We start from the raw sequence: 11,739 nt of genomic DNA on the forward strand, positions 1-11,739 counted from the left end.
CATCGGCACCGAACGCACCGGCCCGCACGATGACCGACTCACTTCTGTCAACAGGTAACCGTGACTGACCAGTTACAGCGCATGGAGCTTCTGAGACGCCACCCTGGCCTGAGTGTCGGTGGCGTCTGTTACACATAGGCACCACGAAGATCGGGGGGCGATGTGACTGGACAGCGAGACCTGGCGCACCCTGTCGCGGGTGTCTACGAAGAGCTCATCACGCTGCGGTTCGAGCAGAAGCTGAAGGAGCTCTCCGCGCTTGGGTGGCACCCCGTGAGCGAGCCGGTTGGGCCAGAGTCGGTGCCGCACGTGCTTGCACGACATGTGGCCCGGACGGTACGGCACGTGCTGCACGGCCTGCCGCCAGAGGAGCGGGTCCATGCGGCGAATCACATCTTGGAATCCATCAGCACGCTTCAGGGAGCACGGGAGTGGGTGGATCTGGTAGCCGCCGGACCTCGCCAACTCCTCGCGCTGGCCAAGCAAGAGGCTCCAGGCGTCTTCGCCCTCCGACCCGCCACCCCACTGTCCGACACGGCCCTGCTCACGAACTCCCCGGAAGACCCAAGCCTCGGTTTCGAGCTGCGAGCCGAGTTGGCCACCGCCGACCGAGTCGACCTGCTGTGCGCTTTCGTGAAGTGGCACGGACTGCGGATCATAGAACAGTCCCTGAAGGCCGCCCAGAAGCGAGACGTACCGATACGCGTCATCACCACCACGTACATCGGGGCGACCGAGCGGCGCGCCCTGGACCGGCTGGTGGAAGAGTTCAACGCCCAGGTGAAGGTCAACTACGAGACGCGGTCGACTCGGCTTCACGCCAAGGCTTGGCTGTTCCGGCGCGAGAGCGGTTACGACACGGCGTACGTCGGCAGCTCCAACCTCTCCAAGGCTGCACTGTTGGATGGCCTCGAGTGGAACGTTCGGCTCTCCTCCATTGCTACGCCTGACGTGCTGCGCAAGTTCGAGGCGACCTTCGACGCGTACTGGAGCGACCCGTCCTTTGAGGCCTATGACCCGAAGACTGACGGGAAGCGCCTCCAAGAAGCCCTAGCGATTGCGGGAGGCGCCACCTCAATCACCACAGCGGACCGCGGTATCACCCTGTCCGGCCTCGAGGTGCGCCCATACCCACACCAACGCGACATGCTGGAGCGGCTAGAAGTCGAACGCGAGGTGCATGACCGGCACCGGAACCTGCTGGTGGCTGCGACCGGCACCGGCAAGACGGTGATGGCGGCGCTCGACTACAAACAACTACGCAAGAAGCATGGCCGGGACCTTCGGCTCCTGTTCGTGGCCCATCGCAAGGAGATTTTGCAGCAGTCGCTCCGCACGTACCAAGATGTCTTGGTGGACGCCAACTTCGGCGAGTCCCTGCACAGCGGGGAGATCCCCGAACGCTGGACCCACGTCTTCGCCAGCGTGCAGTCACTGAATGAGCGCGCCTTGGGCCGGCTTGCTCCGGAGCACTTCGATGTGATCGTGATCGACGAGTTCCACCACGGGACGTCACCGACGTATCGCAAGATCCTGGACCACTTCGAGCCGCTAGAGTTGCTGGGACTCACCGCGACCCCGGAGCGCATGGATGGCAAGAACATCCAAGACGAGTTCTTCGACGGACGGATCGCCGCCGAGATGCGCCTGTGGGAGGCCTTGGAGAACGACCTCCTAAGCCCCTTCCACTACTTCGGTATCAGCGACACCACGGATCTGAGCGCGGTCGAGTGGAAGCGGGGCGCGTACGATGCAACTGCTCTGAGCAATGTGCTGACCGGTAACGATGCGCGAGCGCGCCTAGTCATCAAAGCCGTAGAAGAGAAGATCGCCGATCCTGGCGCCATGCGGGCACTGGGCTTCTGCGTCTCGGTTGCGCACGCACACTTCATGGCGCGGTACTTCCGGGCCGCCGGCCTAAACGCCGTGGCACTGGCAGGTGACACTCCGGCCGGTGATCGCAAGCAAGCCCTGGCGGACCTCACATCGGGATCACTCCAGGTGATCTTCTCGGTGGACCTCTTCAACGAGGGCCTTGACATCCCCGACGTGGACACGCTGCTTCTGCTGCGCCCCACGTCCAGCGCGACGGTGTTCTTGCAACAACTCGGCCGCGGACTGCGCCGCAGCGAGAACAAGGCAGTCTTGACCGTCCTGGACTTCATCGGCCAACACCGCAAGGAGTTCCGCTTCGAGAACCAGTTCCGCGCTCTCACCAACCTCACGCGTAAGCGGCTCTTGGACAACATCGAGCACGACTTCCCGCAGCTTCCCTCCGGTTGCCAGATCATCCTGGAGGAGAAGGCGAAGAGAACGATCATAGCCAACATCAAGGAGCAAATCGGGGTCAACGTGACGGCCCTAGCTCGTGAGGTCGCCGCCTACGCCGAACCGAAGTTGAGCCGCTACCTCTCCGAGAGCGGGCGTGAGCTCAAGGAGATCTACCGAGGCAATGGGAACTCATGGACCGGCTTGCTCCGCCGCTCCGGCCTCTTGAAGGACGAGGCACCGGAAGGAGAAGCGGCGCTGCTTAAAAGAGTTTCCGCCTTCCTCCACGTGGACGACCCACTGCGCGTGGCCGCGTACACGAGGATGCTGGAGGATGACGCCCCGCCCTACAGTGCCCTTGACGAGCAACAACAGGCCTACGCCCGCATGCTCTTCTTCCAGCTGTGGCCCTTGGGCGGCGTCACCCGCAAGGGCTTCGCGGACTACGACACCGCCTTTGAATCCCTGCGCAAGCAGCACGCCGTACGGAGCGAGTTGCGACAGGTGCTGGAGTACAACCTCGCCCACACGGAACACGTCCCCATCCCACTCTTTGGAATCGGCGGCACCAACGGTGTCCCTCTGACCGTGCACGCCTCATACAGTCGCGAGGAGATCCTCCCTGCGCTGGGCCAGTCCTCTATCGGTGGCTTCATGCCGGGTGACTTCCGAGAGGGCGTCAAGTGGTGCGAGTCCATCAAGACAGATGCGCTGCTCATCACCTTGGAAAAGGACGAGAAGGACTTCTCCCCGCAGACTCGCTACCACGACTACGCACTCAGTGAGAGCCTCTTCCACTGGGAGTCCCAGAACCAGACGTCGGAGACATCGCCCACTGGACTTCGCTACCAGCATCACGTTGCGGAAGGCAGCCATGTCCTCCTCTTCGTACGCCGCTACAAGAACACTGACATCGGCGGCGCCCAGCCGTGGATGCTGCTCGGTCCCGCTGAGTACGTCGATCACAAGGGGAGCAAGCCGATGGCCATTACATGGCAGCTGAAGCACCCGATCCCAGCGGACGTGTGGGCGTACTCGGCCATCGCGGCCGGCTGACGGCTATACACCGCCTCCAGAGGCGCCAACTTGGGCCTCAAAGCGCATCTGGGCCTGGTCGAGCGCTTCATCCGCGTCTCGGCCATGAGCTTGGAACCAGTGGAGGAGGTCGACGATGACCTGGATCGCCGCTTCCTCCGCCGTGACTCTGCACAACCTGGTCGGACGAGTGGCAGGCGGCTCCCTGACCTCGTCGTAGAAGCCGAGCACAGCTTCGGCACGTGTAACGCGCTGGTCCCCGGGGCGACTGGTGGCTAACTCACACCAAGTGACCTTCTGATCAGCAAAGAGTTGAACACCCCAGCGGTCAGCAAGCGCGTCGACCAGCGTCATGCCGCGCCCGCTCTCCGCCTCGACTCCCGCGTCAACGAGGGTGGGGAGGGCGCGGGGGTCGGGATCGCGCACCTCAATACGCAAGTGAGTGCCGTTGACGGAGACAGCCAAGGTGGTCGGGGTGCCGCGACCGACATGATTGATCACGTTGGCGACGAGTTCGCTGACGCACAGCTCGGCGGCGTCCACTACGTCGTGCAGGCCCCATACGCTCAGGTGCGTTCGCAGGACACGACGCAGACCGGCGACTTCTTCGGGCTCTGCCAGGAAGAGCAGTTCCCAGGGCTTCTTCTGCGTCGATGCGGCGCTTTGCATGCGTCTCCCCTCCACCCCGACCAAGTGCGGAATGCACTCAGTCGCACACTTAGAGTTGCACTGAGACTCTCAAAATGAAACTCTCATCGCAGCTTGGTTGGAGCGAAGCAGCATCTCGCACGCCCCCGGCGTACACCGCCTTGCCGCTGCGGTCGCACACCCAGGACGATCTGTTGGACCGACATGAAGGGCCAAACCATGCCAGTTGGACCCACGACTCGTAGGCGTCAGCTAGGCGCTGACCTGCGCCGCCTCCGCGAGCTGAAAGGCTTGACCCTGGAGGAGGCAGGCGCGCGCGTCGGCATCTCCAAGGCCACTCTCAGCCGCTACGAGACGAAAGAGGGCTCGGTGAAGTGGCCGGCCGTCGACGCTTTATGCCGTGAGTACGGCGCATCCGACGAAGAGCGCTTGGCTCTCGTGGAGTTGGCAAAGGGAGCGAAGATCCAGGGCTGGTGGCGCTCTCTGGCTGATCCCATCCCCGAGTCCATGAACCTCATGCTCACCCTCGAGGACGAGGTCGTGCGCGAGGACCACTACGCCTGCATGTACATCCCTGGCCTCCTGCAGACCCGCAGGTACGCCGAAGCTGTACACCGCGCCTCCGAAGTGCAGTGCCCGGAACGGGAGGTACAGCACATGGTCGACATCCGCATGAAGCGGCAAGAGCTCTTGGAGAGGGACGAACCGCCGCACCTCTGGTGTGTGATTGACGAGGCAGCGATCCGGCGTCGAGTGGGTGGCGGCCAGGTCATGCAGGAACAGCTCAAGCATCTTCTTGCCCTCGCGCAGCGACCCAACGTGACGATGCAGGTGCTGCCCTTTTCAACAGGAGCCCACGCCGCGTCGGTGGGTAGCTTCGCGATCCTGCGTGGTCAGAGCCCCGAGCTGGACGTCGTGTACATGGATCTCCTCGGCGGTGGGCTCTTCATGGAGAAGCCGCAGGAACTGGAGCGTTATAGGTTGGCGTTCGAGTATCTCAGCGCCCAGGCCCTCGACTTGGAGTCCTCGGCTGAGCTCGTCGACCGTATAAGCCAGGAGATCGCGTGACGGCAGCCATAGCGAACCAGTGGTTCAAGTCTTCGTACAGCGGCGGCAGCGGGACCGAGTGCGTGGAGTGTGCGCTTGCCCTCGACGGCATGCTGGTAAGAGACTCAAAACTGTCGGGGGGCCCTGTTATCTCTGTCGGGGGCGGGGCCTGGCGCTTCTTTGTACGTGCGGTGCGCCAGACCGCACTACCTGTCCAGCCTTCACCGCGGCAAGAGCTGTAGGCCACTCCGCGCCATCGTGAGCACTGCCTCAGGATCAACCCAAGGCGTCGATGGCCTTCACGATCAACGCGCGAGCCTCCGCACCATACACGGCCATCCTGCGCAGCTTCTCGAACGCCTTCACGTACAGCGCGACCTCGGACGGCTGGGTGACCTGGACACGCGCCGACAGCAGCTCGACCGAGACGAGGGTGTTGTCGTAGACGTGGAACAGCTCCTGCGGCCACAGGGCCCGTTCCGAGATCGCACTGGGGATGATGCCGAGCGATACCGACGGCAGGGCGCCTGCGGTCAGCAGGTAGCCGAGTTGTGCGGCCATCGCTTCGCTGTCGCCCAGTTGGTAGTAGAGCACCGGCTCCTCGATGACCATCGAGAAGCGGTGGCCCGGCTCGTGGATGATCCGGGACCTTTCGAGGCGCGCGGAGACGGCTTCCGCCACGTCGTCGGGGATGTCGCGGAACCTCGTGATCGAGGACATCAGCCCCATCGCGTAGCCCTCGGTCTGGAGGAGTCCGGGGACCAGGGTGGGTGAGTAGATGCGGAACAACTTCGTGGACTTGAAGAGCGGGACGTAGCTGTTCTGCAGCTGCCTCAGACCCGTGCGGACCTTGCGCCGCCACTCCACGTACAGGGACTCGGCGTTGCGGGACTGGGCGATGATGTCGTCCGCCTGGCCGGAGGCGCCGCACGCCTCGCACCAGCGCCTGATGTCATCAGCGGAGGGCGGCGTGCGGGCCCCTTCGATCCGATAGGTCTTCGGATGGCTCCAGCCGCAGCGCGCGGCCAGCTCAGGCCCGGTGATCCCGGCGTCGGCGCGGAGTTCCCGCAGGCGCTGGGCGACTGCTTCGCGGGCGGCCTGCGCCGAGGAGGACGGGGAGATGGGCATGAGCCGGCCTGGTCACTTTCGCCTAGCTGATCTTGTAGTTCTCGTGCGGGATCGCTCGTGCCCACACCGCCTCGAAGGCGTCGGCGCACAGTTTCGCCGCGGCGGGGTCCTCGCTGATCTCGCCGCCCGCGGAGGCGCCCTCGCCGGTGAAGTGGTTCCACCGGATCAACTGACCGTCGATCAGCCAGAAGTCGTTGCCCGGCAGGGCGATGTCCGAGGCGCGCCGGCGCGGCAGCCAGCGCACCTGTTCACCTGCGGCGACGTTCGTGAAGGTGCCGTCGTAAAGGAAGCGGGTGTACTCGCTGACGGGCTCGGAGACGATCCGGGCCCGGCGAACGACGACCCCACGGCTCACCGTCTCCTGGATCAGGTCGAGCCACGGTCGCCACCACGATGCACGGTCGGCCGGGTCGTGACGGAAGCCCGCTCGCCACTGGGCGAAGGGCCCCTTCTCGTAGTCGACGGCGTAGGAGTCGCGCATCTCCAGGTGGACGGCTGACCGCTGCGCCGCGCCGAGCAGTTCAGGCCACGGGGGGACGCTCGAGGGCATCACACGCCTCCCTGATCATGTGCGCCATCCTGGCCGGAATCCTGATCACCGCTTCGTTCTCCGGGATGCCCACAGCGTGCCCGGGGACCTCGAACGCCGCGCACTCCGCTTCCAGTTCCGGGCTCGGCTTCCAGCCCTGAAGCACGAGTTCGTTCCTCTCCTGGTCGACCCACACCGTGGGGCTTTCGCCATCACCGGTGTTCGGATCGATCCCGATGAACCGTAAGGGCACGATCGCCTCCCGCGCCTTTTGGTGTTCAGCTTCGTACATCACTGTTTTGGGCGGAGGTGCCGCAGGTCAAGACCGCATACAAGGCGCGTGCACATCGCTGCACATTGCTGGAGTCAGTGAACGCCGCGCTCGTACCGTCAGAGGTCATCAAGAACCCCGCGAGGCGGTGAGCCCTCGCGGGGTGCGGCCAACGCTGCCAGGAGCGTCGACATCGTGCATGCCAGAGCCCACCCACCTGCCGGGGCAGAACAACCAACACAGACGGAGCGCGCCGCGCTCGACCGGGCCGCTGAAGCCTTGGCCGCGAAGCCGTCGTACGCGGCCTACAAGGCGCTCATGACCCACTACGAGCACTGTCACGGCTGCGCGTACGCCACCGCCCCATGCGCCGAGGGCCGACAGCTGCGGCGAGCGTGGGTGGCGGTGCGCTGGTCATGAACAACACGACGATGGGCAAGGCCGTTCATCTGTTGCCGCCGCCCGAGTGGCCGAAGCCCGGACCGGGCTGCGGTGTGTGCGCTGCATTGGCCAAGCAGCGAGACGAAGCCGCAAGAGCCGGAGACCGATCGAAGGTATCGGACTGCAACGTCGAGATCCGCGAACACAAGGACGCACACCCCAGGCGGCGACCGTGAACCGCGCAGAACGGGCCGGAGTACGAGGACCACGGGCCCGGCGCTGACCTCAAACTCCCCCTCAGTCACCGGCCCGGCATGCCAGACCTCAATCCACAGCTGTAGACAAGTCGGTGACCTCGGAGTCCAGAGGGTTCCTTCTCGCTTACGCGCAAGCGTGCCGACAGAAGCCACACACGGCCGCTGTGCCGCTCAGTGCGGCCGTCGCAGGAACGCGATGAGCGCCGCCGTCAGTTCCGCGGCGGCGTCCTCCTGGACCAGGTGGCCCGCGCCGGCGATCGGCTCCCACTGCGCGTCCGGGATCAGAGACGCGAGCTCTCGTCCCTTCGCCACGGGAATCCAGGTGTCGTTCTCGCCCCAGCAGATCAGCGTCGGGATGCCGATCTGCGCGTACCGGTCCTGGATCTCGTCGGTCCAGCGCTGGTCGCCCTGGGCGATCTGCCGGTAGAAGGCCGCCTGGCCCGGGTCTCCGAGCCAGGGCTGGACGAGCCGGTCGAGAACCGCGGGGTGCAGGCCAGGGCTGCTGGCGGAGCTGACGTACTCGCGGACGAGGGCCTCGTGCAGTGCGGGCGGCAGCTGCTCGAAGACTTCGGCGTGCTCTTGGACGAGCCGGAAGAAGGGGGAGCCCCACGGAGCCAGCGCCACCGGGTCGACCAGGGCGAGGGCCCGGTAGCGGGCGCCGTGCAGCACGTGTGCCCGCAAGGCGACCGCGCCGCCGAAGTCGTGGGCGACCACGAGCGGTTCCTCCAGCCCCCAGTGGTTCAGCAGCTCGGTGAAGACCCGGCCCTGGGCGGCCAAGGACACGTCCTGGCCTGCGGACTTCTCCGACAGCCCGTATCCCGGCATGTCCCAGACGAACACCTGGTGGTCACGTGCGAGCGAACGCGCTATGGCACGCCATACGTACGAGGAGAACGGGGTCCCGTGGAGAAGGACGACCGGCTGCCGGTCGGAGTGCCCCAGGCGGTCCCAGCGGACGCCACCGGAGGAACTGGTGAACGTCCGGGTCAGCTGCCATTCGGTCATGGATGCCGTTCCTCTCGGTCGGGTCTGTGCGGCAGGCAGGTCACCAACGGGGACGATCCGGCCGACTCCTCTTGCCGTCGGTGGTGTGCGAACGTTTCTGCGGAACGCTCGTGCAGAACGTTCATCCGGCGTTGCGCACCCCGGGCCGAGCCCCGGACGGACGCGCCCGTCCGATGGCCATCCGTGCCCCGCCCTTCGGCACTCACACGCCGTGGCGCGCCTCGGGGCACCCGACCGCCACATGACCGGCCGCATCACCGGGCTTCCCGGAGCCGGCCACCACGGCCGGACCGTCTCGGCACGTTGGCGGCGGTGAGATGGATTCCTCACCGGAGTCACTTCGTCTCGCTCGCCGGAGGTGAGGGAGAAGGGCATGGCCGCGTGTGGGTTAGGGTGTTCGCGACCAAATCGGCTACTGGCCGGTAACAAAACTGCCGATCCGGCACGGGGAATCAGGACCGACGCGCGGTGACAAGCCGCGTGCGCCGGTCAAGGAATGCATGCACCACAACTTCAGATCGAGAATCGCGGCGTTCTTCGTCGCCTTGGCCATCGTGTGCACCGGCTGCGTGGGATCCGCAGCCGGCGCCCAGGCCGCAGAGCAGAGCCGCGTGGAAAGGCTTGCGGAGATCGTCCGCAAGGTGGCCCAGTACGCGAACTGCGACCGTCTGCCGCTCCTGGAGAGGCCGGCGTGCCTGAAGCAGTTTGCGGGCAAGGCCATCGCGCTCGGCGTCGGAGTGGGGGTGTTCCTCTACACCGCACAGGACGCCATGAAGGATCACGGAGCGAGTTTCAAGGCCCTCGACAAGAACATCAAGGACCTCGAAGCCCTCAAGCCGCTGGACCTCGTGGACCCGAACAAGTCGCCGGACCCCGCCCAGCAGGTGAAGCTGCTGCAAAAGGCCGTCGATACCTTTAAGAGCGCCGAGCCGCACCTGGACAAGCTGGGCAAGAACCTGGCAAGGGCGGACTCCCTGCTCGGGGACCAGAACGACTCCCTGCTCGCTCTGACCTTCCTGACCGTCGCGCTGGGCGAGTACTTCCCCGAGCCGAAGAAGTACCCGGAGGCCAAGCCCGTCTTCGACTTCGAGAAGGAGCTGGACGAGCTCAACGACGCGCTCGACCAGATCAACGCAGGCTTCGACAAGATGAACCGCGGCCTGGACACCATGAACTCCGGCGTCCGCGACGTCAACAAGGGCCTGTCGGAAGCCAACAAGGGCATCAACAAGGCCAACAAGGGCATGAAGGAGCTCAACGACGGCATTCGCCAGGCCAACCAGGGAGTGGACGAGGCGAACAAGCACGTACCCGGGATCAAGAAGGGTGCCGAGAAGCTCCGCGACATTTCGGGGCTCGACTTCGACTTCTCCCGCATCGGGGACAGTTGGGCCTCGGGGAAGTCCCTCCTGGACGATGCCGAGCAGCAGCGCAGGATGTCACTGCTGCTGGACCTGCTGCCCGGTGTCGGCGACGGCAAGGGGATAGTCGAAGCACTCGTCGGTAAGGACCTGGTCACCGGCCAGAAGCTGACCACGGAAGAGCGCATGCTGGGCGGGCTGTCCGTTCTGGACTGGTTGCGGGCCGGCGACAGGCTGCTCACTGCGGACGAGGTACGCAAGGCACGCAAGGGCGAACAGGCCGTCACCTGCAACAGCTTCCCCGACGGCACCAAGGTGCTGATGGCGGACGGATCACAACGGCCCATCCAGCAAGTCAGGGAAGGCGACCGCGTCCTGGCCGCCGACCCTGCAACCGGCCGCCAGCAGCAAGAACCGGTCACCGCCCTGATCACCGGTCAGGGCGAGAAGGACCTCGTCGACATCACCGTGCAGACCGACCAGGGCCCCTCCAAGGTCACCGCCACGGACGGGCATCCGTTCTGGGTCGACGACCTCGAAGCCTGGGCGACAGCCGGCCAACTGCAGCCGGGTGCCTGGCTCCGAACCGGCGCGGGCACGCGCGTGCAGGTCAGCGCTGTAAAGGCCTGGACCGCCCCCGAGGTGACTGTCCGTAACCTCACCGTCGGTGACCTGCACACCTTCTATGTCATGGCCGGCAGCACACCGCTGCTCGTTCACAACACCAACGGCTGCGGCCCATGGAAGGCCGAGTACGACGCCCTTCCCAACGGCAAGCAGAAGCACGTCAAAGAGATAGCAACCGCCGCAGAACTGCGAAAGACCTTCGAGCGGTGGACCAAGGGCGCCGAGCGGCTGCCGGCCCGCGGACCAAAGATCCCGGATGTATACAAGCTCCCCGACGGCACGATCATTCAGTGGCGTGCGTCATCCGCCTCGGGTGGGGAGACCATCGACATCTTCCCCGTGACAGGCAAGGGAAAGAAGGTGCACCTGCCCAGTGAACACTGAGTACATCATCGGGGAACTTCTGGAAGAAGGACTGGACGACTGGGTACCTGTCGACCGACTGGTCGGACTGGCGCAGGAGACAGTCGAGCACTCCGGCCGCGACTTCCGCGAGGTGGCCACGGAAACGCTCACCCAACTGGTGAGCGGCGGGCTGATGCAAGTGGGAGACCTCGGCGACAGCGGCTTCGAAGCGTGGAGCGGAACTCCCGACGACATCGTGAGGCGAGTCGTATCCACACTCGAGGAATTCGGCTGGCGGCCGCAGGGCGGCGCCTGCTGGCTCGCCAACACGGCGCACGGCAATAGCCGAGCGCCGCGCTAGAACCGGATTCTCGACTGCGCACACCGCGCCACTCGCACTCGGGGGGTGGCGCGGTGTGCACAGCCGCACGCCCAGGAAGAACACCCGCAGCAGGATGTCGCTGCGGGTGTTCCGCTGTGGTGCGGTCCCGGTCAGCCAGTGCCGCAGCTCGGCCATCCCCTGCTCGGTGACGGCGTACTCCTTGCGGCCTCGCGGTCCCTCGGCGGCGACGGCGATCAGTCCGGCGTCCGCCAGCTTGGTCAGCTCGGTGCAGATCTGGCTCTGCGTCGCCGGCCAGACGGTGGCCAACGAGGTGTCGAACAGCTTCAGCAGGTCATAGCCGCCGGCGGGCCGCTCGGACCTGCCACCGGTCCGATTACCCACCTCTTGTCCGCATCGGTCCCTCCCGGAGGGGCCAGGTGTAACACTTCCGGCCGAGTCGGCTCTTTCAAGACAGTCGACCGACTCGGCGGACCAGCCAGGTCAGGGAGCACGAC

11 protein-coding genes and 1 pseudogene are annotated in these 11,739 nt (G+C 65.5%); 6 read left to right on the forward strand and 6 right to left on the reverse strand.

Annotated elements, in window-relative coordinates:
• The first annotated feature begins 162 nt into the window (after window positions 1-162).
• Entirely contained in the window at window positions 163-3,324 is a 3,162-nt protein-coding gene (locus tag SY2F82_RS04680) for a DUF3427 domain-containing protein (RefSeq protein ID WP_200417612.1), read from the forward strand.
• A 3-nt stretch (window positions 3,325-3,327) separates the two neighbouring features.
• Here SY2F82_RS04680 and SY2F82_RS04685 read toward each other — a convergent pair whose 3' ends face one another.
• A complete protein-coding gene (locus SY2F82_RS04685; protein ID WP_200417613.1) occupies window positions 3,328-3,972 on the reverse strand; it encodes an ATP-binding protein in 645 nt (214 codons plus the stop codon).
• Window positions 3,973-4,170: 198 nt separating this feature from the next.
• On the opposite strand from SY2F82_RS04685, the gene SY2F82_RS04690 reads away from it, so the two are divergent.
• Window positions 4,171-5,019 (forward strand): helix-turn-helix transcriptional regulator, encoded by an 849-nt coding sequence (locus SY2F82_RS04690; RefSeq protein WP_200417614.1) that lies wholly within the window; start codon window positions 4,171-4,173, stop codon window positions 5,017-5,019.
• A complete protein-coding gene (locus SY2F82_RS04695; RefSeq protein ID WP_200417615.1) occupies window positions 5,016-5,240 on the forward strand; it encodes a DUF397 domain-containing protein in 225 nt (74 codons plus the stop codon). The genes SY2F82_RS04690 and SY2F82_RS04695 overlap by 4 nt, the downstream gene beginning before the upstream one ends.
• Before the next feature lie 34 nt (window positions 5,241-5,274).
• On the opposite strand, the gene SY2F82_RS04700 is transcribed toward SY2F82_RS04695, so the two are convergent.
• The 3 genes from SY2F82_RS04700 to SY2F82_RS04710 are packed head-to-tail and all read right to left on the reverse strand — an operon-like array spanning window position 5,275 to window position 6,908.
• Window positions 5,275-6,126: a helix-turn-helix transcriptional regulator gene (locus SY2F82_RS04700; RefSeq protein ID WP_200417616.1), complete on the reverse strand. Its 852-nt coding sequence runs from the start codon at window positions 6,124-6,126 to the stop codon at window positions 5,275-5,277.
• 22 nt (window positions 6,127-6,148) lie between these two features.
• Window positions 6,149-6,676, reverse strand: coding sequence for a DUF6879 family protein (locus SY2F82_RS04705; protein ID WP_200417617.1), 528 nt, complete (start codon window positions 6,674-6,676; stop codon window positions 6,149-6,151).
• Window positions 6,648-6,908 carry a hypothetical protein gene (locus SY2F82_RS04710; protein ID WP_200417618.1) on the reverse strand — a complete coding sequence of 87 codons (261 nt, stop codon included), beginning with the start codon at window positions 6,906-6,908 and terminating at the stop codon, window positions 6,648-6,650. Before SY2F82_RS04710 ends, SY2F82_RS04705 begins: the two co-directional genes overlap by 29 nt.
• A gap of 297 nt (window positions 6,909-7,205) precedes the next feature.
• Between SY2F82_RS04710 and SY2F82_RS04715 the strand changes: the two genes are divergently transcribed.
• Window positions 7,206-7,346: a hypothetical protein gene (locus SY2F82_RS04715; protein WP_200417619.1), complete on the forward strand. Its 141-nt coding sequence runs from the start codon at window positions 7,206-7,208 to the stop codon at window positions 7,344-7,346.
• Window positions 7,347-7,735: 389 nt separating this feature from the next.
• Here SY2F82_RS04715 and SY2F82_RS04720 read toward each other — a convergent pair whose 3' ends face one another.
• Window positions 7,736-8,569, reverse strand: coding sequence for an alpha/beta fold hydrolase (locus SY2F82_RS04720; RefSeq protein WP_200417620.1), 834 nt, complete (start codon window positions 8,567-8,569; stop codon window positions 7,736-7,738).
• Between the two features lie 500 nt (window positions 8,570-9,069).
• On the opposite strand from SY2F82_RS04720, the gene SY2F82_RS38675 reads away from it, so the two are divergent.
• Window positions 9,070-10,941 carry a polymorphic toxin-type HINT domain-containing protein gene (locus SY2F82_RS38675; protein WP_236041130.1) on the forward strand — a complete coding sequence of 624 codons (1,872 nt, stop codon included), beginning with the start codon at window positions 9,070-9,072 and terminating at the stop codon, window positions 10,939-10,941.
• Window positions 10,931-11,263, forward strand: a complete 333-nt coding sequence (locus SY2F82_RS04730) for a hypothetical protein (RefSeq protein WP_200417827.1) — start codon at window positions 10,931-10,933, stop codon at window positions 11,261-11,263. Before SY2F82_RS38675 ends, SY2F82_RS04730 begins: the two co-directional genes overlap by 11 nt.
• Before the next feature lie 66 nt (window positions 11,264-11,329).
• Here SY2F82_RS04730 and SY2F82_RS04735 read toward each other — a convergent pair.
• Window positions 11,330-11,626, reverse strand: a pseudogene (locus SY2F82_RS04735) (PadR family transcriptional regulator); the annotation flags it as partial.
• Window positions 11,627-11,739: the final 113 nt, after the last annotated feature.

The organism is Streptomyces sp. Y2F8-2 (assembly GCF_014905555.1).
Taxonomy (GTDB): Bacteria; Actinomycetota; Actinomycetes; order Streptomycetales; family Streptomycetaceae; genus Streptomyces; species Streptomyces cynarae.

What these genes read in the sequence shown, in the direction of transcription:
- SY2F82_RS04685 (WP_200417613.1), bottom strand. Translation starts at nt 3,972, where the DNA reads ATGCAAAGCGCCGCATCGACGCAGAAGAAGCCCTGGGAACTGCTCTTC.
- SY2F82_RS04690 (WP_200417614.1), top strand. Translation starts at nt 4,171, where the DNA reads ATGCCAGTTGGACCCACGACTCGTAGGCGTCAGCTAGGCGCTGACCTG.
- SY2F82_RS04700 (WP_200417616.1), bottom strand. Translation starts at nt 6,126, where the DNA reads ATGCCCATCTCCCCGTCCTCCTCGGCGCAGGCCGCCCGCGAAGCAGTC.
- SY2F82_RS04705 (WP_200417617.1), bottom strand. Translation starts at nt 6,676, where the DNA reads ATGCCCTCGAGCGTCCCCCCGTGGCCTGAACTGCTCGGCGCGGCGCAG.
- SY2F82_RS04720 (WP_200417620.1), bottom strand. Translation starts at nt 8,569, where the DNA reads ATGACCGAATGGCAGCTGACCCGGACGTTCACCAGTTCCTCCGGTGGC.
- SY2F82_RS38675 (WP_236041130.1), top strand. Translation starts at nt 9,070, where the DNA reads ATGCACCACAACTTCAGATCGAGAATCGCGGCGTTCTTCGTCGCCTTG.